At 54.5% G+C, this 22,302-nt stretch carries 19 protein-coding genes; 2 read left to right on the forward strand and 17 right to left on the reverse strand.

Translation table 11 applies throughout. The features are described 5' to 3' along the window. The first annotated feature begins 37 nt into the window (after nucleotides 1–37). The gene (locus AC58P5_RS08030) at nucleotides 38–766 is read left to right on the forward strand and encodes an alpha/beta hydrolase (protein WP_497385630.1); all 729 of its coding nucleotides are present in this window, start codon (nucleotides 38–40) and stop codon (nucleotides 764–766) included. Nucleotides 767–1,140: 374 nt separating this feature from the next. Here AC58P5_RS08030 and AC58P5_RS08035 read toward each other — a convergent pair whose 3' ends face one another. Then, the gene (locus tag AC58P5_RS08035) at nucleotides 1,141–1,965 is read right to left on the reverse strand and encodes a lipoate--protein ligase family protein (RefSeq protein WP_497385631.1); all 825 of its coding nucleotides are present in this window, start codon (nucleotides 1,963–1,965) and stop codon (nucleotides 1,141–1,143) included. A gap of 291 nt (nucleotides 1,966–2,256) precedes the next feature. On the opposite strand from AC58P5_RS08035, the gene AC58P5_RS08040 reads away from it, so the two are divergent. Continuing rightward, nucleotides 2,257–3,561, forward strand: a complete 1,305-nt coding sequence (locus AC58P5_RS08040) for an ATP-binding protein (protein ID WP_497385633.1) — start codon at nucleotides 2,257–2,259, stop codon at nucleotides 3,559–3,561. On the opposite strand, the gene AC58P5_RS08045 is transcribed toward AC58P5_RS08040, so the two are convergent. The 16 genes from AC58P5_RS08045 to AC58P5_RS08120 form a co-directional block, all read right to left on the reverse strand. Further along, nucleotides 3,549–5,573 (reverse strand): peptidoglycan D,D-transpeptidase FtsI family protein, encoded by a 2,025-nt coding sequence (locus AC58P5_RS08045; RefSeq protein ID WP_497385634.1) that lies wholly within the window; start codon nucleotides 5,571–5,573, stop codon nucleotides 3,549–3,551. The two genes, AC58P5_RS08040 and AC58P5_RS08045, sit on opposite strands and share 13 nt — an antisense overlap. 135 nt (nucleotides 5,574–5,708) lie before the next feature. Further along, nucleotides 5,709–7,859 (reverse strand): methyl-accepting chemotaxis protein, encoded by a 2,151-nt coding sequence (locus AC58P5_RS08050; RefSeq protein ID WP_497385635.1) that lies wholly within the window; start codon nucleotides 7,857–7,859, stop codon nucleotides 5,709–5,711. Between the two features lie 214 nt (nucleotides 7,860–8,073). Further along, nucleotides 8,074–9,360, reverse strand: coding sequence for a peptidase U32 family protein (locus AC58P5_RS08055; RefSeq protein WP_497385636.1), 1,287 nt, complete (start codon nucleotides 9,358–9,360; stop codon nucleotides 8,074–8,076). A gap of 11 nt (nucleotides 9,361–9,371) precedes the next feature. Beyond that, nucleotides 9,372–10,304 (reverse strand): peptidase U32 family protein, encoded by a 933-nt coding sequence (locus AC58P5_RS08060; protein ID WP_497385637.1) that lies wholly within the window; start codon nucleotides 10,302–10,304, stop codon nucleotides 9,372–9,374. Between the two features lie 13 nt (nucleotides 10,305–10,317). Continuing rightward, complete coding sequence (gene mltG, locus AC58P5_RS08065) at nucleotides 10,318–11,397, reverse strand: endolytic transglycosylase MltG (protein WP_497385638.1); 1,080 nt, start codon at nucleotides 11,395–11,397, stop codon at nucleotides 10,318–10,320. Between the two features lie 84 nt (nucleotides 11,398–11,481). Continuing rightward, nucleotides 11,482–11,778, reverse strand: coding sequence for a DUF1292 domain-containing protein (locus AC58P5_RS08070; protein WP_497385639.1), 297 nt, complete (start codon nucleotides 11,776–11,778; stop codon nucleotides 11,482–11,484). Then, nucleotides 11,775–12,077 carry a DUF1292 domain-containing protein gene (locus tag AC58P5_RS08075; protein WP_009676589.1) on the reverse strand — a complete coding sequence of 101 codons (303 nt, stop codon included), beginning with the start codon at nucleotides 12,075–12,077 and terminating at the stop codon, nucleotides 11,775–11,777. Before AC58P5_RS08075 ends, AC58P5_RS08070 begins: the two co-directional genes overlap by 4 nt. A 12-nt stretch (nucleotides 12,078–12,089) precedes the next feature. Next, nucleotides 12,090–12,500 (reverse strand): Holliday junction resolvase RuvX, encoded by a 411-nt coding sequence (ruvX, locus tag AC58P5_RS08080; protein WP_497385641.1) that lies wholly within the window; start codon nucleotides 12,498–12,500, stop codon nucleotides 12,090–12,092. A gap of 52 nt (nucleotides 12,501–12,552) precedes the next feature. Beyond that, entirely contained in the window at nucleotides 12,553–12,813 is a 261-nt protein-coding gene (locus AC58P5_RS08085; RefSeq protein ID WP_009676594.1) for an IreB family regulatory phosphoprotein, read from the reverse strand. Nucleotides 12,814–12,928: 115 nt separating this feature from the next. Further along, the gene (gene alaS, locus AC58P5_RS08090; protein WP_497385643.1) at nucleotides 12,929–15,556 is read right to left on the reverse strand and encodes an alanine--tRNA ligase; all 2,628 of its coding nucleotides are present in this window, start codon (nucleotides 15,554–15,556) and stop codon (nucleotides 12,929–12,931) included. A gap of 543 nt (nucleotides 15,557–16,099) precedes the next feature. Next, nucleotides 16,100–16,633 carry a DUF1854 domain-containing protein gene (locus AC58P5_RS08095; protein ID WP_497385645.1) on the reverse strand — a complete coding sequence of 178 codons (534 nt, stop codon included), beginning with the start codon at nucleotides 16,631–16,633 and terminating at the stop codon, nucleotides 16,100–16,102. After that, on the reverse strand, nucleotides 16,617–18,857 hold the full coding sequence (locus tag AC58P5_RS08100) for an ABC transporter ATP-binding protein (protein ID WP_497385646.1): 2,241 nt from the start codon (nucleotides 18,855–18,857) through the stop codon (nucleotides 16,617–16,619). Before AC58P5_RS08100 ends, AC58P5_RS08095 begins: the two co-directional genes overlap by 17 nt. A gap of 185 nt (nucleotides 18,858–19,042) precedes the next feature. Further along, nucleotides 19,043–20,113, reverse strand: a complete 1,071-nt coding sequence (locus AC58P5_RS08105; RefSeq protein WP_497385647.1) for an AI-2E family transporter — start codon at nucleotides 20,111–20,113, stop codon at nucleotides 19,043–19,045. A gap of 236 nt (nucleotides 20,114–20,349) precedes the next feature. Beyond that, complete coding sequence (locus tag AC58P5_RS08110) at nucleotides 20,350–20,547, reverse strand: YrzR-like zinc ribbon domain (RefSeq protein ID WP_009676575.1); 198 nt, start codon at nucleotides 20,545–20,547, stop codon at nucleotides 20,350–20,352. A gap of 14 nt (nucleotides 20,548–20,561) precedes the next feature. Further along, nucleotides 20,562–21,089 (reverse strand): PRC-barrel domain-containing protein, encoded by a 528-nt coding sequence (locus AC58P5_RS08115; protein WP_497385649.1) that lies wholly within the window; start codon nucleotides 21,087–21,089, stop codon nucleotides 20,562–20,564. Between the two features lie 56 nt (nucleotides 21,090–21,145). After that, entirely contained in the window at nucleotides 21,146–22,288 is a 1,143-nt protein-coding gene (locus tag AC58P5_RS08120) for a cysteine desulfurase family protein (RefSeq protein WP_497385650.1), read from the reverse strand. Nucleotides 22,289–22,302: the final 14 nt, after the last annotated feature.

Raw genomic sequence — 22,302 nt, forward strand, 5'->3', positions numbered from 1 at the left:
CAACCTCCTTTAAAGGAGTAAAGAAAGGATTCCCGTTATGACCGATTCCAGACTCTATAAAAGAACCATTGTAAAAGAGGAAATCAGCTCCAAGCACCTTGATTCGACACGATCCTTGCGTATTTTCCTGCCTCCGGGTTACAACGAAGTTCTGTCGTATCCGGTCATTTACTGTCAGGATGGAGAAGAATTTTTTAACTTCGGCCGGATAGCGACCACCATGACCGCAGGCATTCTCGACCACGGCTGGGAGCCGGCCATTATCGTAGGCGTCGACGTGAACGTCAAAATCCGGACTTCGGAGTATTCACCGGACGGCGAAAACCACGAATCTTATACCCGCTTCTTCGCGGAAGAGATGCTCCCCTTCGTCGAATCCAAGTATGCCGTGCGCACGGACAAAAGCGAACGCATCCTGGCCGGAGATTCCCTCGGAGGCACGGTTTCCCTGCATCTTGCCCTAACTTATCCTCACCTCTTTGCAAGAGTTATATCCCTTTCCGGCGCTTTTTTGGAACCGACCCGCAGCCGTCTCCAGTCCGAGGGCGATCTTTCCTGGCTGGAGCTGTACATGCTGATCGGATTGGACGAAGAAGAGGTTAAGACCGAGCGCGGCACCTTTGACTTCGTGGAAGCTAACCGGCTCTCGAAAGCTCTTCTCGAACAAAAAAATGTCCGGCTCTTCTATGAAGAAAAGCCGGGTAAACACGTGTGGGGCTTCTGGCAGAAAGAACTTCCCGCGATTTTGGAAAAATTTTTCGGCTGATCGCCCGAACAAGATATTAAAAAACCTCCATTCCACGAATTATGTGGATATGGAGGTTTTTTTAATGGAAGGAAAGCTTCACGGCAAAAGCCTTGGCTGCGGACGAGGGCCAGGTCGCTGCATGGCGTTAAGCTTAACGCGACCTCGCTTTTCCGAGGACTGGCGAGTCCCCGAGGGGCAGCGCGCTGTTGCGGCCGGGCACTCCGCACCTACAGCAGGGCAGCGGCGCAAGTCGGCACGGCCGTTGGTGGCTGGCTACCCCGGAGGGGAGCGGCGGCTGCACCGTGCCCATGCCCTTCGGAGGTCCGCCGCCGGTTGCCGTGCGAAGCTGCGCTTCCGGCGGATCTGGGCTGACGGGCGGGACAGCGCGGCCGCTAGTCCGCGGCCTTGAAGCCGTAGCGCTCCCGCATCGTGCGCATCATCGCCGCGATGTCTTCGTCCGCAGCGAATTCCCGGTAATCCGCTGCACGCACCTTCGTCTGACGGGAGAGCCATTCCCCCGTCAGACGGCAGAACGCGGGCGAAGTAAGCCCGGCGCCCGCGTACTCGGCGAGGCTCGTCATGCGCCCGGGCTCCACGTCCGGGTAGCTGTCCGGCGCCGCGCCACGCCCCGCCTCGTCGTAAAACGAGCGCGCCACGGCGGCTTTCTCCGCCCCGGTTCCCTCCACGACGACGAAAGCCTGCACGGACAGCGCGCGTGCCTGCCTGCGCTGGGCGATGCCGCAGAACTTGCGGCCGCCTACGCTCAAATCGAAATCGCCGGGGCAGTAAGAGCCGGCGATTTCCCCTTTGGCGACGCCCGTGTTCCAATCTGCCAGGACGCCGCCAAGAAAGCGGTACATGGTTTCAAAATCATCGTGAAAATCTATTTTCCCTACAGGTTTGGGTGTAATCAAGGTTACATTCACTACTCCCGGATCCAGCGGCACGGCAGCTCCACCGGAATTGCGAACAATCACCGCTCTTCCTTCCCGGCCGATCCTGGCCGCCGCTTGAGGGGCATGAGGCAATCGGCTGTCTCGGAGACCGAGCACCAGACCTTGGGGGTGCCTCCACAAATGAACGATGGGGTCCGCTCCTTCACCCACTTTGCGGATGAGCATCTCTTCGAGGGCAAACGGAAACAGCAAATCCGCATCCAGGTCCCCGGAGCGGTCAATGAGTGTAATCTTTTCGGGTAATAACGGCAATGATTCCATTCGGCAATCTCCTTCTGTCTATCGGTCCATCCTCTGATACACTTCGGCACGTTTTTAATCGTTTCTTTGTTTATTGTAGGGGAAACCGGGCGCCTGCGGCAAGAACGGGTTTATTTTCTCCCATCAGGATGTGAGGTTGTGGCATTTTACAAGTAGGAAATTTGTATAACTCTATCGAAGTAATACACAGCCCAACAATTGTGGAAAATACTTCCTAGGTATACTGTCCTAAACTTATCTGAACTATGGGACGGATTTCCTATAAAACCCTAAAGATAGTAGGCGAACCGTATGTCGATCAGTTTTCATGAGGTATTGTTTAACGTCCTGATATCGTGTTCACCTGTCATCGTGTCCCCTTTCTTCGATGAAAACAATCCGTTAAGCAAAAAATCGTATAAACCTATGATGACGCTCGTCAGTATTCTGGCTGCACTCGCGTGCGCGACTTATCCCTACAGCTCCGGCAGCGGAATCAAGCAAAGCTTGTTCATGATCCCGCTCGTCAGCAGCTTTCTGCACGGAGGTCTTCTTCCGGCTTTAGCCGTTTCGGCCAGCCTTCTGCTTCTGCACGGATTCGTTTTCCCGGCCTCTCTTCCGACAGACGCGGTCTTTTTACTGATCTGCGCCTGCTTTGCCGGGCTGTACATCAAATTTCACAAGAAAGACAGCCGATTCTCCGCTTTTTTATGTCCCGTCCTTCTGTCCGCTGGCCTTGGCTTTATGTTTATGGCTTTTCAAATCTTTTTCCATCGTAAGAACCAACTGTCTCTTCCTTCCGATTTTTTTTCCTTTCACGCGTTTTCTATTTTATTGCATGGTATTTCTATGGCCATTGTCATCTATTTATCTGAATTTATCCGGGAGAGCCGTGTCAGCCGTCTGGAATCGCAGCGGGCGGAAAAGCTTAACGTCCTCAGTGAATTAGCCGCTTCCGTGGCGCACGAAGTTCGTAATCCGATGACAGTTGCCAGAGGTTTTCTGCAAATTTTATCGCAGACGGAAGTCAGTGAAGAAAAGAAAAAAATTTATACGTCAATGGCTATCGAAGAAATGGATCGCGTCCAGCAAATTATTACCAGCTATCTCGCCTTTGCCAAACCCCAGGCCGAAATAACCGAGCCTCTGTCTGTAAGCGGCCTTATGGTCAGCCTGGTCCAGCGCATTCAAGGCTACGCCGGCAGCAGCAGGGTCCAGCTTGAAACGCACGCCCCCCCGTCTTTATGGATCACGGCAAACGCGGAAAAATTGATCCTGTGTCTCGTGAATCTGGCGCGGAACGGAATCGAAGCGATGCCGGAAGGAGGACGATTAAGAATAGAAGCTTATCCCGAGCCCAAAAGCGTCTGCATTTCCATTGAAGATACCGGAATCGGGATGGATGCGGAAGAAATCGCCCGCCTCGGCTCTCCTTTTTATTCCACGAAGCAAAAGGGAACCGGACTCAGCGTCATGGTGGCGTTTCGCATCATCGAAGCCTTCAGCGGAAAAGTGCAGGTGACGAGCGTACCCGGCCGGGGAACCCGCGTGCTTGTCACGCTCCCTCAGGCGGCGAAACCGTCTCAGCTCGCTTCCGCGCAGGATCAGTTCGGCTGATCCGCCAGCATGTCCATGATCTCACGCGCCAGCGGAAGCGCTTCCGCCGGCGCTTCCGGCGCAGCCTCGCGTATGACGACAACTACGGCATACCGGGGAGCATCGACGGGACCGTAGCCGATGAACCACTGGTTAACGGTATCGCGGGGACCCGATTGCACCTGCGCCGTGCCCGTTTTTCCGGCCAGCGGCCACTTCGCCGCATCCAGCACCCTGGCTGTTCCGCTCCGCACAACGAGTCTCATCTCCCGGAGGAGTTCACTTGTCGTCGAAGAAGAGAGAAATTCCTTCGCACCCGGAAGAAATTGGGGCGGGAAAGAGTCCAGCGTCAGGCCGTCCCGGAACCGGACTTCTTTAACCAGGCGCGGAGCGTGCGCTTTTCCCCGGTGTAGAAGGGTTACGACCAGATTCGCCGCCTGCAGGGGCGTCACTTGGACGTCCCGCTGGCCGATGGCAGTCTGGAGCCGGACCCCTTCATCGTTTCTCGGCGTTTGCGCCCCGAAGAGCTGGCCGCCTTCTTCGCCGTCGATTTGAGCGACCGCGGCCCCTCCCGTGAGGGTCCCTTTCCATCCGACGGGATTCAGCAATCCCAGGTTCCGCGCATAGGTTTCCAGCTCATTCGAATCCAGACGCCGCATCACTTCGCCGAAAACGATGTTGCACGATTGGGCAAATCCTTCTTCGAACGTAAGCTTTCCGTGACCTTCCTTCTTCCAGCAGGTAAACCCGTATTTCCCCCATGCCCCGTGACAGTCAAAAGTCTCTTCCGGCTTAACCGCGCCTTTCTCGAGAGCCGCTGCGGCTACAACCGTTTTGAAAATCGAGCCCGGTGCGGCAGCTTTGACTCCCAGATTGGCCCAGTCTCCCTCGACCGCGTTGATCTCCCCCGGATGGAAAGACGGTTTAGACGCCATCGCCACGATATCCGCATTCGCGGCATCCAGGACGACGACCGCCCCTTTTGCAATTCCCCGTCTCGACATCCGTTCTTCGATGTTTCGCTGGATATCCGAATCCAGTGTAGTCACCAGCTGCAGGGGGTAACGGGACTGATCCGGCGAGATCAGTCTGGCGCTTAGAGCGTCCAGCGGCCGTTTACCCGCATCCGTAAACACGGATAAAGAACGTTCACCGATGCCCCGGAGCCGGGATTCGAACGTTTTCTCGAGTCCGGATACCCCGATCTCGCTGGTAAGCGTCAAATGTCCGGCCGCAAGCTCACGGGCATACATGCCGGAGATCCGTTCCGGGTTCTGCCCGATGTAACCGATCACCTGCGCTGCGGCGGGATGATCCGTATAGCGGGTTTTGTAATCCGTCACCTGCACGTAAGAAAGCCCGCTCCCCTCAAGCAGAGCGATTTGGGAAGACGTTATTTCCAGCGGTTCTTTTGCGGATTCGCCGGATTTGGAGGAAGCTAATTTGCCGCCGTTCTTTACCGCGTAGTGAGCCGTCAGGCTGCCCGTCCATAAAAGCGGCTCCTTGACTCTTTTTATAAAAGACTTCCAGTCGTCCGCCGTCACCCCGAAAGCTTCACTGATTTTCCGAAGCTGTTCCGACGAGCCCGTGTAATCGGGATGAACCGGAAAGATAATGGCCGTCCGGATTGTTTTACCGGTCAGAGGCTTCAGATTCCGGTCGTATATGTCTCCTCTTCCCGTATCGAGCACAATGCTTTTCTGGCGCTGTAAAACGGAGTTTCTGACCAAATCTACTTCGTAAGACGAAAACCGGTGGGGTCTCAGCACTTGGATCCAAAATAACCGGGCGGCCAGGAGTGCCAGAATGCCGGTCAACCCGAGCAGCAGCAGGAGTTTGCGGCGCGGGTCCGTTTTGCTGCCGTCGATGCAGTTGATGCTTCTGCTGTCCGCATCGCTGCTGCTGTTGCTGCTGTTGCTGCCATTGCCGCCATTGCCGCCATTGATACCGTTGATGCCAATACCCCCAAGCCAGACCCCCGTCCCGGCATCTGTCTTTTCTTTTCCGGCAGTACCGGGTAATTCTTTGCCCATACCTTCACCGCTTCCGTATCCGCTTCTTTTGTTTCCAGTATAGACAAGGGGGAATGCGCTCAAACCTTTCGTACGAGACGGTAAAAAAGAAAAACGCCCCTTCCGGTTTTCCGGAAACGAGGCGTTCTTTGGAGATCATAAGGTAAATTTGGAAAGCGTGTCTTTCAGGGAGTTTGAGAGGTTCTCCAGTCTGTCGGACAGCTTCACCAGATTCTGACTGATGCTGAGCTGCTCGGAGCTGAGCGAAGCAACTTCCTCGGAAGTCGCCAGGGATTCTTCCGCCACTGCACTCACATTCGTCATCGCATCGGACAGGACGGCCTGCGACTGATCGAGCTCGCTTATCGATTCCGTCACCGCGTTCAACCGTTCGATAAATTGGCTCATGTGATTCTGAACCTGGGCAAAAATCCCGTCCGCTTCTTTCACGGCACCGATTTGCTGGTTGAAGAGCGGGTAGGCTTGATGAAGCACGTGAACAGTCTCGTCAATTTCGCGCTGAATCGTTTCCGTTATCTGGGCCACGACGTCGATGGACTGTTTGGACTGATCCGCCAGTTTGCGGATTTCATCGGCGACCACCATAAATCCTCTGCCTGCCGTTCCGGCTCTCGCAGCCTCAATCGTTGCATTAAGAGAAAGGATATTCGTCTGCTTCGTCAGATTGTGAAGCATCTCCAATATTTTGCGGATGGACCGGGTGCTCTCTTTCAGGTTGTCGACCTTCTCCACCATGGACCGGGTCATCACTTCCGTCTGGCCGGTTTTGTCCATAAGTTCTTCCATGTACTTCGTCCCCTGTTCACCCGAGCTTCGGACGCCGGAGGCGGCCGTTCCCATCTCCAGGTTAGCGGACATCACCTGCTTCATTTTCTCGCCGATATGATGTGTCAGCTCGTTTCCGCGTTCCGACTCGGAGGCCAGCCCTGCAGCTCCTCCCGAGATCTCATCGGTTGCCACGGCGATTTCCTTCGCGGAAGTCGCGGTAATCTTGGAGGCGTTCGCCAATTCGGAGGCCGTGTTCAGCACTTCCTGGGCGGATTCGTTCGTCTGGCGGACCAGCGTCGTAATCTGTTCCATCATCATGTCGAAGTTTTCTCCGAGCATGCCGATCTCGTCCTGGCTCTTAATATTTGCCCGCACCTTCAGGTTGCCCTGGGCGCCCTGCTTCATTAGTCCGGCCAGTCCGGCCAGCGGCCTGCCGATCATTCTCGCCACGAAAATGCCGATCAAAGCGGCGATAACGGCCGCGACAAGGGCAATCACCAGCGTCAGGTTGAAGATCACGTTCGCGTCTTTAACCAGTTCTCCGACCGGCATGCTTCCTACGAGGAACCAGCCCGTACCGGCGAACTTCGAATATACGTTCTGCATCTGTTTATCCGCCGACAGGAAGTCTCCGGAAGCGGCATTCTGCTTCTCCTCGCTGATCATAACCGGGGACGGTTTTGAGAGAAGCTGCTGATCTTTCGCATAGATCAGCTTGTTGGACGCATCCGAAACGTACATTGTGCTGTTATCGCCGAGCTGGATAAGTCCGAGCTCTTTTTCCATAATCGACGTAGGAATTTCCATCAGAAGCATCGCAATCGGCGTGGAAGTACTCGTCGAGTTCAAATAGCGGCCCATAGCGACGCTCGGTTCTCCGCTGAAATACCCTTGCGGTTTCGTATCCAGCCACAGGGGCTGCCCGCTGGTTTTGGCGATTGCCTGAAACCAGTCCGTTTTTGTAATTTCATCGGTCGAAGCGTTCAAGGAAGCTCCGTTGGAGTTTATCATCTGACCGTCTGTTTTTAACAGCGTCATGCTTTTAATCGATTTGTTGGAAAATAAATAGGAATTTACTTTTTCCGTAATTTTACGAGTGACTTCGAGCTGCTCGTATGTACCTTCTTTAACCTCGTTGCGGATTTCAAGCAGGCGCTGCAAATCGGCATCGAGCATCATCTGCATCGTTAAATCTTCAAAGCTGCCGAAAAGAAGATCGAGCTTCTGGCTCGCCTGGATCATCGTCTGCTTCGACGCTTCGCTCACTTTGTCGCGGATGACGCTTTTCGAAAGCTGATAGGAGGTGATCCCCACGGTCAGAACAAAAAATAAAATACTGACGATGAAAATAAGAAACAATTTCATACCTACGGATTTTGCCGGGTTGGTCAATCCCATGGAAGAAGAAATAAATCCGCCCCCCGATTGACCCGGCTTCGGAGCCCCCCCTGACGGAGCTTGTTTCTTTTGAAAACGCTCTCTTAACTGGGTTGCTGTTTGTGTGAGTTTTTTGTTCATGGGCACCACCATCCACTTTTTTTAGGAAGAAAGTCTTACGTAGAAACTTAATATCCCCAGTATTTTCTACTTTTGTTTTAATATTCGACGAAGATTTGTGTTTTTCCTCTTCGATTTGTGCCATTTTTCCTATAAAATCATCTTTTTTTGATTACACAGACCTAGAAATAAAAAAAAATACCGCCCGGCCTAAGCCAGTTGGTATTAAAATCCATTAACGTGTGCGCTTGCGCATTATATCCAGCGGTTTCACCGGCTGCTCGGTTTGAATGCGGATGAGCTGCAGCGGATGGCGCGCAGCATCTAGCTCGGTGCCTTCTTCGTCGCGGATGACGTCTACCCGCTGTTTGAAGTGCGTGCCCCCCGGACCGAAAAATTCCACTTCCGTGCCCGGTTTGAAGTAGTTGCGCTGCTGAATGACGGCCGTTCGCGTATTCTCGTCATATTCCATAACTACGCCTACGAAATCGTAGCTTGCCGCCTTGTCCTCCGGTCCGAAAATATGATCTTCGTGGCCGGGCGCTTCGTAGAAAAATCCGGTATTCAGCGGACGGTTAGCCGCTTTATTAATTTCGTCGCGCCAGAGCGGCTTGACCTCATAGGCTGCCGGATTTTCAAAATAGCTGTCGATGGCTTGGCGATAGGCATTCACAACCGTCGCCACGTAATGGATGCTTTTCATTCTGCCTTCGATTTTGAAGCTGTCCACGCCGGACTCAATCATATCGGAAATGTGTTCGATCATGCACAGGTCCTTGGCGCTCATCATAAACGCGTCTTCCTCTTCTCCGTAAAGCGGAAAATCGGGTGCAAGCGGATCGGACAGGGGAGCTCCCTTGGCGTACAGATCGTACTTCCAGCGGCAGGACTGGCAGCACCCTCCCCGGTTGGAGTCGCGGTCCGTAAAATGATTGGACAGGACGCAGCGTCCGGAGTAGGAGCTGCACATTGCTCCGTGAATAAACGCTTCGATTTCGATATCGACATGACGTTTGATCTCGTCAATATCGCTCATGCTCACTTCGCGGGCGAGAACCACCCGCTCGATGCCTTCTTCTTTCCAGAACTGCACCGTCTGCCAGTTCATTACCGATTGCTGGGTGCTCAGATGCACTTCAAGCTTAGGGGCCACGCGTCTGGCGGTATCCATAATAATCGGATCGGCGGCGATGATAGCCGAGATACCGGCTTCCTGCAATTCTCTCAAATAGTCTTCGATTCCCTCGATGTCTTCATTGTGGGCATAAATATTCGTCGCCACGAAAACTTTGGCGCCGTAACGTTTCGCGAACTCGACGCCTTCGCGCATTTCTTCGAAGGTAAAATTGTCGGCGTTGGAGCGCAGACCGTACTTCTGGCCGCCGATATACACGGCATCCGCCCCGTAATGTACGGCAAACTTCAGCTTCTCCAAACTCCCCGCCGGGGCAAGCAGCTCCGGCTTGTCCAGACGAACGCGTCTGCCGCGCGCACGCTCGTTAACAGCTGCGGCAATACTCATGGTGGTTCACCTCAATATACTTGTTCTTTGTAGAAAAAGCCGAAAGACAGTTCCCTGTCCGGATCCTGCAGGCGGCGGATAGGCTCCAGCATTTCGTCGTCAAATTTGTAAGAAACCGGATCGGCACAATAAGAATCAATCACTTGACGGTATGCCCGCACCACGGTTTCATTGTATTCGACGGATTTCAACAGTCCTTCAATCTTAAGACTGTCTATATTTCCCTTCATCAGCTCATGAAGATCTTCCAGCATACAAATATCGTCGGAGCTCATCACGTGGGTTCCGTTGCTATCTTCATAAATCGGATACCGCTCTTCCTGACGTTCCTGCTCAATCAGAAAAAGCCCGTTATCCATGGAGCGGTCGATGCTGTCCGCCTCTTTGCCCAGATGCTCCGCGTAATTGGCGACCAGGCTTCGGCGGGAATGGTAAATATTCGTCATCCCGTGCACCTGAACCTGGACTTCCAGCTTGGCGTGAAGCTTGAATTCGAGCGTTTCCTCTAGATTCAATTCCCTGGCCAGAACCGCGCGCACGGCTCCGCGGGACGCCCAGTAATTCGCCGTTGCGTAGTTCGTCGTCGTCATTTCCGCATTCCAGTGAAGCGGAAGTCTAAGCCCCGCTTTGTTCACCATCCGCAGTACAGCGGGGTCTCCGTATACGGCTCCGTCGACACCGATAGCCGCGATGGCCGCGAGGTATTTCTCTACCTCCGGCAGTGCTTCGTTATCGAAAACATTGTTTACGGCCGCATAGACTTTAGCGCCTTTAGCATGAACGTAAGGAACCAGTTCCTTCAAGTCTTGAATCGTCATATCGCCCGGAAGGCGCATGCCGAATGCCGCTTCGCCGATCAGTACGGCATCCGCCCCGGCTTGTATGAATCGCTTCGCTTCCTCTACTGTTCCTGCCGTTATAAGCAGCTCGGGTTTTGGAATCAACCTCGTCACCTTCTTATTTCGCGTTTTTCTCGGTTTGCTTGCTTTTTTCGATGTTGGCCAAATGCTGCGCATAGGTTTCTCCGAACAAATGCGCCTGGCTTCCGTCTTTTTTCGTTACGTAATAAAAATAGTTCGATTCCGCCGGATACAGCGCCGCCTTGATGGACGACAAGCTTGGGCTCGCGATGGGCCCCGGAGGCAGTCCCGGATTTTTATACGTATTATAAGGACTTTCGATCTTCAGATCGCTTTCGAGCAGTCTTTCCTTCTGCTTGCCCAGCACATACTGCACGGTCGCGTCGATCTGCAGCGGCTGTTTGATTTTCAGCCGGTTGTAAATGACGCTCGCCACGAGCGGACGTTCCTCGTCGACAACCACCTCACGCTCGATCAGGGAAGCGATCGTCATCATCTGATGGAATGTCAGCCCGCTTGCCTTCAGCTTGTCCTTCCAATCCGCGGGCAGGTTTTGCAGCCGCTTGTCCAGTTGATCGACCATAAGGGTGATGAGCTTCTGCTCGGTAGCATCCTTGGGAATATCGTACGTATCCGGGAACAGATACCCTTCCAGCCTGTGCTTGAGTTTGGCGTCCGCCGGAATCGCGGCGAGCAGCTCTTCCCCTTCCGCAGGCTTGTACGCTTCCGCCGCCTTGACGAAGGCAGACGCTTCCATCCCCTTATGCTGTCCGACTTTGTCGGCAATCTGCGTGACCGTGTATCCTTCGGGAATAGTGAGGCGGTTCGCTTTTACAGTCTGCCCGCTGTTCAGCATCGCGATGATCTCGTCTGATCCGATCCCGGGTTTCATCGCATACTGGCCGGCCTGGAAACGGCCGCCTTCGTTTTTCCATTTCAAGTAATACATAAAAACGGAGGCGTTACGGATAAGCCCTTCCTGCTCAAGCTTGGAAGCGATATTTTTCACGCCGTCACCGGACACGATCTCGACCTTCTTTTCCTGATCGGAAGCCGAGGTCGGCTGCAGTTCTCCCCGTATATAATAAGCCGCGGCCGCAGCGCAGCCGGCTAAGAGCAGAACAATCACCAGCAGCCCGGTCATCAAGCGTTTTATTCGTGATTTAGGACGATGCATAAGTTCCTCCACAATGGTCATCTTGGTCGATCATCTGCATGAAAAAGAGCGGATTGGACTCCGCTCTGGTTTGCTTTAGATTTCTTAAGGTTCGTCGTGTTCCGGAAACGTGAGTTCGTCGTACAATTCGGAGACGGTTTCCCATTCTTCGTCATCTTCGATGGTTTCCAGCTCCGGTGTGCCTTCCGAATCCCGGGATACCCGGAACACGGACACTTCGCCTTCTTTCTTCATCTCTTCGGACTGCACAACGGCGTAGTGGCGGTCTTCATGTAGAATCTCCGTCAGGATGCGGAAGACGGTAGATTCGTCCTGTTCGTCGAATAAAATAATATCATCTCCGAAAGAACTCCGCAACTCGTTCGTCTGGTTCACACTCATGCTTCTTCTTCCTCTTCGGCGATTAGTGTATTAAACGTTTCTTCAACGATATTCCATTCTTCCTCGTCCTCGATGGTGTAAAGCTTCAGATCGTCGCCGTTCTCGTCTTCCTCGTAACGAAATGCGTACACTTCGTCGGATTCCTCGTCGCCTTCAACCGGAACGACCATCATGTACTTTTTGTCGGAACCATCCACTTCGAATTTCATGACGACTTCGAATTCTTCTTCGTTGCCCTCATCATCGGGGATATAAATAATTTCCGCTTCCTCTTGCTGAAAATCCTCTTCTTTAGCCATGGTTCCATCACCTCATCGTTTAGAGTCCATATATCCCTGCAGAATCAGCACAGCGGCGATCTTATCGACCACCTGCTTGCGCTTCTTCCGGCTAACGTCCGCCTCCAAAAGAGTGCGGGTCGCGGATACCGTAGTCAATCGTTCGTCCCACAAGCGTACGGGAAGGTTAAACGTCTCGGTCAGCAGTGCGGCGAATTCCTGACAAAGCTCGCCGCGCGGCCCGATCGAGCCGTTCATATTTTTGGGGAGGCCGACAACGATCTCCGTTACTTCGTACTCCCCGATTAACCGCCGCAGGTGGTCTAAATCGTGTTGCGGACTGGCTCTGCGTATAACCTCGATCCCCTGGGCGGTAAGCCCGAGAAGATCGCTAACGGCAACGCCGATTGTTTTGTCGCCATAGTCTAGGCCCATCGTTCTCATACGTGTGAACTCCTAAGCCGGACCCGTCTGCCGGGAATCGGCGCAGGCCCGTTTATTTATGCTCTTTGAGATAAGAGCGTACCAATTCTTCGATCAGTTCGTCGCGTTCCCGTTTGCGAATCAAGCTACGGGCGTTATTGTGCCGGGGAATGTAAGCCGGATCCCCGGAAAGCAAGTAACCGACAATTTGATTGATCGGATTGTAGCCTTTCTCCTGCAGAGCGTCATAGACAGTTAATAGCACTTCTTTGGGGGATGTTTCGATCTCATCGGCTTTGACATTGAATTTCACCGTTTTGTCCATAAAATCCATGAAAGGCACCTCCAATGTTTGCTTTTTTCAAATCCTATCGGCTGTAAATGCTACTGATCCCGCTATTGTCATATATTCTCTGCGGGACGGAAAATTCCTGTTCCCGCAGGAAAATTTAAGAAATCTGTCCGGCCACAAGCGTTTCGACACCGTCCAGCGCCTCTTGGAGCTTGGACGGGTCCTTGCCTCCGGCCTGGGCCATATCGGGGCGTCCGCCGCCGCCGCCGCCGCATTTCGCCGCGGTTTCTTTGATCAGCTTGCCGGCATGAAGCCCTTTGGCAACCAGATCCGGCGTAACGGCGGCGACCAGGTTGACTTTGTCGCCCGATGCGGAGCCGAGCACGATCACGGCCGAGCCCAGCTTCGCTTTCATTTCATCCACGATGCCCCGCAGGGAATCCATATCGGATGCGCTCACCTGGGCGGCCAGTACCGGTACGCCCGCTACTTCTTTGAGGCGGCCTTCCAGAGCGCCCGCTTCAATACGGCCCAGCTTGGCCCGGAGCGATTCGTTCTCGCGCGCCAGCTCTTTCATCTGCTGGAGCGTGGAGTCCAGACGCTTCGGTACGTCCGCGGTGTTCGCCTTAAGAACGCCGGCCGCATCCCTCAGCAGCTGCAGCTGACCGTCCACGTACTCGTAGGCTTGACGGCTTGTCACCGCTTCGATGCGGCGGATACCGGAACCGATTCCGGATTCGCTGACAATCTTGAACAAGCCGATTTCGCCCGTGCTCTGTACGTGGCAGCCGCCGCAAAGCTCGAGGCTGTAATCGCCGACGCGGACGACGCGGACGATGTCGCCGTATTTCTCGCCGAACAGTGCCATGGCGCCCATCGCTTTCGCTTCGTCGATGCCGCGCAGGGAAATGTCCACCGGCGTGTTCGCCCAGATTTGAGCGTTCACGCGGCGTTCGATGTCCTGAAGCTCTTCCGGCGTAATGCCGCCGAAGTGGGAGAAGTCGAACCGCAGGCGGTCCGGATCAACGAGAGAACCCGCCTGGTTAACGTGCGTGCCGAGCACTTCTTTCAGCGCTTTATGCAGCAGGTGAGTGGCCGTGTGGTTCTTCACGGTATCTCCGCGAAGCTCGCCGGAGACTTGAGCCGTAACCGCATCGCCTGTGCGCAGGATGCCCTGCTCGACGGTCACGCTGTGAACGTGCTGGCCGTGCGGCGCTTTGCCGACTTCGTGTACGGTCAGACGAACGCCGTCTCCCGAGATTACGCCGCGGTCGGCTACCTGACCGCCGCTTTCGGCGTAGAACGGTGTCCGATCGAGAATGACCTGGCACGTTTCGCCCGTTCCCGCCGCGTCGACAAACTCATTTTCATGCACGATCGCCAGCACCTTGGCTGGAACTACCAATTCAGTGTATCCAACAAATTCACTTTTATCCGTAAATTCGGAGAGCGCCCCGCCCTGCACTTTCATGCTTCCGGATTTGCTCCGGTTGCTGCGCGCACGCTCCCGCTGTTCTTCCATCGCCGCTTCGAATCCTTCCCGGTCCACGGCCAGTCCCTGCTCGTTCGCAAAGTCCTCCGTCAAGTCAACCGGAAATCCGTACGTGTCATAAAGCTTGAACGCGTCCGGTCCGCTGATCGCCCGTCCGCCGGCCGCACGTGTGTTCTCGACCATGCCGGCAAGAATGGCAAGCCCGTCGGACAGCGTTTCGTGAAAACGTTCTTCCTCGATGCGGATGATTTTCTCGATGAACTCGCGCTTCTCCACGACTTCATTGTAGTAAACGCCCATGATTTCGCCTACGACCGGAACGAGCTGGTACAGGAACGGCTTATCCATTCCGAGTACTTTGCCGTACCGGACGGCGCGGCGCAGAAGTCTGCGGATGACGTAGCCGCGACCTTCGTTCGTAGGCAGTACGCCGTCTCCCACCGCGAAAGCGACGGTACGGACGTGGTCGGCAATGACCTTCAAAGCCACGTCAAACTCTTCGTTCTCCTTGTATTTCACGCCCGCGATCCGGCTGGTTGCTTCCATGATCGGCTGGAACAAATCCGTATCGAAGTTGGAATCCACATCCTGCAAAATCGAAGCGAAACGCTCCAGCCCTGCGCCTGTATCGATATTCTTGTTGGGCAGCGGCGTGTAGCTGCCGTCTTTGTTATGGTTGAACTGGGAAAATACGAGGTTCCACACTTCCAGGAAACGCTCGTTCTCGCCGCCGGGCCAGCATTCCGGATCGTTCAGATCGCCGTATTTGTCTCCGCGGTCGTAGAAGATTTCCGTACAAGGTCCGCACGGGCCTTCACCGATATCCCAGAAGTTCTCGTCGAGCTTGTAAATACGAGCTTCCGGCAGACCGATCTTTTTATTCCAGAACTCAAAAGCTTCCGTATCCTCGGGATACACGGTTACCGACAAGCGCTCCGGATCGAATCCGATCCATTTCGGGTCCGTCAGAAATTCCCATGCCCAGGTGATGGCTTCTTCTTTGAAGTAGTCGCCGATGGAAAAGTTTCCGAGCATCTCGAAAAATGTATGGTGACGGCGGGTTTTGCCGACATTTTCAATGTCGTTTGTACGGATGCATTTCTGCGCGTTTACGATTCTCGGATTCTCCGGCACGACGCGTCCGTCAAAATAAGGTTTGAGCGGAGCCATGCCGGCATTGATCCATAAAAGAGAAGGGTCGTTGTGAGGCACGAGCGAGGAGCTCGGCTCGATTTTGTGTCCTTTGCTGGCGAAGAATTCCAGCCACTTGGAACGAATTTCACTTGCTTTCATTGCGTTTCGAGCCTCCGTTTGTTGGAATGGTTTTGGTTTAGTAGGCTTAAACTGCTGCTCCTTCGGCCCTCTCTACAGGAAACAAAAAACGCCCCTGTTATCAACAGGGACGAAAAATTCGCGGTACCACCCTGGTTATCGGATGACGTCCGGGCAGAGTACCTTCCGTTTCATCCAATCTCCTCGTTGCGGACGATAACGGATCCGCTTGCCGTTGGGCTTATCTGACTTGTCACCCACACTCCGAAATGAGCGTTCGGCCATCCTTCATGAAAGGTTCTCGCAGCCTTCTTCTATAGAAGAAGGAACCTTCTCTCTGCCAATGGGCTATGGCGTACTGGATTTCTTCAGCGCTTTGCATATCGAGTTTGACTCAGTTACCGAAAATTATAGTTCATATCTGGAAACGATGTCAACCTGACGGGTGCGGATTTAAGAAGCCCCGCCGTTAAGCGTGCGCCCTCATCGTAGGTTGGCGGAAAAGAAGCATAACCGGCTCAAGGAAATCGGTCAGGTTCAGCGTCAAGCGGAAGGTTACTTTGTTCAAAAAATCTTCTGCAGCTGTTTGAAACTTGCTGGATCCAGCCTCCGGATGCTGGCCAATTCCAGCCTGCGGTCTCCGGTATCCACCAAGAGGAGACGATCCTCTCCCTGCCTGAATACGTGCTCGTGCAGGTTCGGCAGCCTGAGCTGCTCGGGGCCGAACTGGGTAACGATGTCCAACTGCCATCCTGACGTGTTCTGCTTAATGCTGCGGATAGCTTCGATGCGGGGAAGCAGGTATCTCAAATGCAGTTCCTTCTCCAGCTCTTTGCGGGAGGTATCGTCCAACTGCTGTAAGTCGGCGATGATGCCGATCTCCTCCCCCTCTTTCGTGCGGATGGAGATGTATCGGTCCGGCTCGGAGAAGGGAAATGTCCGGAACACCAGAATTTCCTCATGAACCCATCCATCGCAGGCCAACAAAAGCAGGCCGCCTTCCGTGCGTTCAAACCGGCATTTATCTGCTACGAGCAGTGAGATATCGAAGGAATCCCCGCCCTCCGGGGAACCGCCGGATTTATACGGGTTCGGCACTGGTATCACGCTCCCTGATCAACGCTGTTTCGGTCTGAGCCTTCACGAGCTTCCAATAGATGCCTTCCTGTTCCATCAGCTGCTCGTGAGTCCCGGTTTCGGCGATCCGTCCTTTGTCGATCACCACGAGACGGTCCGCACTGCGGAGAGTCGACAGCCGGTGGGCGATCGCGAAGGTCGTCCGTCCCCGGACAAGCCGGGAAACGGCCTCCTGGATAAGACGCTCCGTCTCCGTGTCCACGGAAGCGGTCGCCTCGTCCAGTATAAGAATGCGGGGATCGTGCAGGATGGCACGCGCGATGGCAATGCGCTGCTTTTCCCCGCCGGACAAGCGGTGACCGCGTTCGCCGACCCGCGTATCATAGCCGTCGCTCATCGCGACGATAAAATCGTGGGCGTTGGCGATCTTCGCGGCCCGCATAATTTCAAGAGGGGACGCTTCCTGCTTCGCATAGGCGATGTTCTCGGCAATCGTCCCGTCAAAAAGAAACGTTTCCTGAAGCACAACCCCGATCTGGGCCCGCAGGCTTTCCTGACTCAGCTTCTTCAGCGGAATCCCGTCTATTAAAATCCGCCCCCGGTCGGGATCGTAAAACCGGCAGATCAGATGAATCAGCGTGGATTTACCGGCGCCCGAATGTCCCACAAATCCGATCATTTCACCGGGCTTCACTTCCAGAGAGATGTCTTTCAGAACGGGCTTATGCTTCTCATAACCGTATGTAACCCGGTCCAGTGAAACGGAGCCTTCCAGCCGGCCGGGAGTTACCGCATCTGCCGTATCGGCCACTTCGCGGGGCGTATCCATAATTTCAAAAACGCGCTCGGCGGCCGACACGGCCCGGTTCGTCCAGCTGATCGCCTGCGTAAACCACTGCAAAGGACCGAAAAACATCGTGAGGTACACCGTAAAGGCCATCAGAGTGCCCAGAGTCAAGCCGCCGTCCAGTACCTGCAGGCCGCCGTAATACCAGACGATGATCCCGCCTGCGCCCGTAACGAGCATAAACAGCGGGGTTGCAGCCTGCCACAGCCCTTCCATCCGTATCGTTTGCGTCATCATTTCCCGGTTGGCTTCCCCGTACCGGGCCTGCTCGCTTTTTTCCCGGCCGAATGCCTTGACGACACGGATGCCCTGAAGAGAGTCGCCTACCAGCGTCTGAAGCGCGTTTAACGCTCTCCACTGCTTATACCAAAGCCGGCGGACCCTCGGCCACAAAATCCAGACTCCCGCAAGCAGCAGCGGAGTCGGCAGAAGCACGACCAGGGTGAGCTTCCAGCTGAGGGCGAGCATCATCGACAAAATGGCCGCGACGGTCAGCACCTGGCTCGCCACCCAGATCACGCCTTCCGTGAGAAACTGTCTCATGGAATCGGTGTCCTGATTGAGCCGGCCGATAAACTGGGACGTCTGGCGGCGGTCGTAGAAGCTGAGAGACTGCTCGGTCAGCGCCTCGAACGTTTCACGACGGATATCGTTCATCATGGCCGCTCCGACCTTGACCCCGATAAACCCCCGGGCGATCTGCAGCACGGACAGCACCAACCGGGCGCCCAGCAGAGCCGCCACCCAAATCAGCAGCGTCTCGGCCATCCCTCCCGGATGGAGCACGTCATCGACGATAATTTTGGTCACAAGCGGAGGCGCCAGCTCCAGCAAAACCGCGATGATCAAAAACAGCGCGGCCAGGAACATTCTGCCGCGGTACGGACGCGTATAGGCCAGCAGCCGGGTCAGTACGCGCCGGCGTCCCGGACCGCTCCGCTCCGTCTTATCTCCGGCCGTACAGTCATGGTCCTGCCCGCTTGCGGCCTCTCCGCACAGCGCGCACCGGCCGGCACTATCTCCGCCGGAACCGCCTGCGGCGGTTTCCAGCACCAGATTGGCCGTGTGAACGGCCGCCTCGAGTCCTTTGGCGCAAGCGCCCGTGTAGCGGACGAGCACGACTGGGCCCGAATCCGTATCCGCGATGAGGCTTCCTCCGCCCTGCGGAGCATCCTGAGTCCGCAGGCGCCGGACCTCTACCGGCGTGAATCTGCGCAGGCAGGCGCCGCCGGAAGTGAAGACGCCGATTTGTCCGGCGTCCGCCACCAGCCAGCGGTCATCCGGCCGGCCGCTCTCGTCCACGTCCGCCCGGGCGGCAGCCGCAGGCTTTGCCCCCAGGCTGCGGAGGAGTTCGGGCGGCAGTTCATCCGCTGTCACGTGCGGCTCCTTGAGTGCCATCGGCAACCTCCTTTTACCGCCTCTTCAAAGGCGGTAGAATCGATAGTCTGATCGTAACCCACGCCTCTTGCAAGCGCAAGAGAACGGCCGGGATCCGATTGCCGATTCTGCCCGGACGTGCCTTCCGTCTTCTATGGCGAGTTCCTTCCTCTGCACGGCATCCTTCTCCCGCACTCTATCCGTATCTACACCGTACGCCGGTGTATGTAATAGAGAAACAGATGATGAAGCACCACCTTCAGCACGGCAAAAAAGGGAACGGCCAAAATCAGGCCCGGTATCCCCGCCACTTCTCCGCCGACGAGCAGCGCAAAAATAATGAGCAGCGGATGCATATGCAGAGTCCGCCCTACAACCTGCGGAGAAACTACATTGCCCTCCAAAATTTGTACGATCGTATTGACGACGATAACGAGCAGAACCATTTTTACCGAAACCGTCACCGCCATAACGACAGCCGGAGCGGCCCCGAAGAACGGGCCCATATAAGGAATAATGTTAAAAACCGCCACTAGTCCGGCAAGCAGCAGCGCATACGGCATCCCGATGGCCCAGTAGCCGATATAGGCCAGTACGCCGACAATGACGCACACAAGGAATTGTCCCCGGATATAATTGCCCAGCGCCGTGTCGATATCGACCAGCACCTTGACCACCTGCCTGCGCCGCGATTTCGGAACAATGGTCAGCACGGTCTTTTCGATCAATTGAAAATCTTTGAGCATATAAAAAGCGAGAAAAGGAACGATGAAAACGGTCAGAAGCATATTGATGGTGCCTCCGATGCCGTGAATCGTGTCCGAAATTTTGAGGGACAAATTTTTTTGCAGTTTAAAAATCGCATCGTGAATGCCCGACCGGACCGTATCCGGAAGGAGCTGGCTGTTTTTCATGCCGTCCACAAGAGACTGGGCCCTGATCGTCATCTCCGGCATATGCTCGTTCAATTCCCCGAGCTGCTTGACGAACATCGGAGTCACATTCATAAAAATGACCGTGAGCGAAGTCAGGAACACCGCATAAATAAGCAGAACGGCAAACGTCCGGGGAACTTTGCGCGTACTTAGCAGATTGACGACGGGGTTGAGCACATAGGAAATAATCATCGCGATCAGAAAAGGTGTCAGAACCGCTTTCAAGAAATGGAAGACACTCCCCAGAATCGGTCTTATTTGCAGCAGGAAGAACAGGACCAGCAGTCCGAGAAGCGTATAAATCAGGCCGGCAAACCAGCCGTTTTTAAAAATCGAATTCATGGCGACCCCTCCTGTTGATGCTGGCAGACTCCGGTGAATGTATGTCCCTCTCCATTTCTACAGTATATGTACAACCTTGCCAATTAATCCAAGCTCCTTAGGCACCGGCCGGTTCTCTTCTATCGTCCAAACCAAAAAACACCGCTCCTGCCGGGCGGAAGCGGTTAAGCTTGTCCCTGCAGAGGCGGTGCCTCTTATTTATTTCTGTCATTTTCGGCTAATCAAGTTGTAAACCCTTATTGGGCATGAATTTGCGGCATTTCTTCTTCGAAAAACAGATCGTCGAGCGAACTCAGCGTACCGTCTTCCTCCACTTGGTAAACGGACATTTTTTCCCCGTTTACAGCGAGTTCAATGAAGCAGCCCCAGCAATAAAATTGATGGGATCCGATTTTGCCGATATCCTTGGAACTGCAATTTGGACAGCGCATCATGTGCAATTTTCACCCTATTCTTCTTTAGATACGAAGATTTCCTCCGCCTCAAGCCGGGAATTAAGCGGAACAATGACCGCATCCTCACCAATGGTTAGCGATACAGGCATCGGGAGCCACTTGCGACCTTCCATTAAATCGGACACGAAACCTTCGGACAGTTCAAAACCTATTATCTTTGTACCCAATTTCTCAAGCAAATAAACGTCCTCGATCGTTCCCAATTGCTGACCGTTTGCCGTAATAACGGGGAGTTCTTTGAGCTTGTGCTTGCCGCCGTTCAGCGGAATCAGCCCCAGACTTTCCGCTTCCGCATAACTTCGTACGGATTTCATATCGGCAATCGTAACAGCATCTTGTCCGCAGGCCATAATTTCACCGGCAGGAATATAACGGCAAGAAGAATACCAATGCCGGGCGTCCAGCATAATGCCGAGTATCGTCCACTCCTTGTCGAATAGAACGTCTCTCACAGTTCCTGCACGCTTGCCTGTGGATAAGCAGAAGACAGGCAATCCGATAATGTCGCGGGCTTTACGCAAAGGGAATGTTCAACCTCCTCATGACAGCTAACGGCCGTCACGGGCGCGCCCTTCTCTTATCTACGAATCCGCTTCACGATGGTTGCGGTTTTACGGGCGGCCGTCTCAATTTGGTCTATAGAATTCCCAAAACCGAAGCTAAAACGGACAGCCGACTTGCATACAGATTCTGGAAGGTTCATGGCCCGTAAGACATGAGAAAGTTCAAGAGAGCCCGACGAGCAGGCTGAACCGCTCGCGGCCGCGATGCCTTCCAGATCCAGATTCATGAGCAGGGTTTCCGTATGGGCCCCGGGAAAGCTCACGTTAAAAATATGGGGAGCGGACGCATCCGGATTGCCGTTGACCACAAAGCCGTCAGGCCCCAGTTCCTCCAGGAAAATGCGCTTCATATGTTGGCGGTACTCGGAAGTTTTTGTATTGTATTCTTTGTAATTAATGTTATATATTTCCAGTGATTTTGTAAAGCCGACTATTCCGGCTACATTTTCCGTACCGGCTCTTTTTTTACGTTCCTGAGACCCTCCCAATACTTGCGGGGCCAGTTGAAGCTTGCGGGAGGCGAAAAGAGCGCCGATCCCCTTGGGCCCGTTGATTTTATGAGCGGAGAAGCTCATGAGGTCTACGGGAAGCACGGACAGGTCGATCGGAAGTTTGCCCAGCGCCTGAACCGCATCCACGTGAAAAGCGATGCCGCGGCTCCGGGCTAGCCGTCCGATTTCTTCAATCGGCTGGATGGTGCCGACCTCGTTGTTCACATACATTACGCTGATCAGAACGGTTTCGGGCCGGATAGCCTCCTCCAGGTCTTCCATTCGGATAAGACCGGTCATATCTACTGGTAGAAATGTAACGTCGCAGCCCATTCGCGCCAAACGTTCTGCGGGATGCAGCACCGCATGGTGCTCGACCTGGGTTGTAATTACGTGAGCGCGTTTGCCGCCGAAGGTTTCGACGACCCCGTACAAGGCTGTATTGTTGCTCTCGGTTCCTCCGCTCGTAAACAGCAGATCGGCCGGTGAACAGCCGATTGCCGCCGAGAAAGCGCTCCTCGAACGGTCGAGCGCCGTCTTGGCGGCCCGGCCGTAGCTGTGGATGCTTGAAGGGTTGCCGAAATAGTCTGTATAGTAAGGCATCATGGCTTCCAGCACTTCCGGATGGAGGGGTGTGGTAGCGGCATGATCAAGATATATTCCCATAGTGGTCACCCTGC

The organism is Paenibacillus sp. JT31N7 (assembly GCF_059692095.1).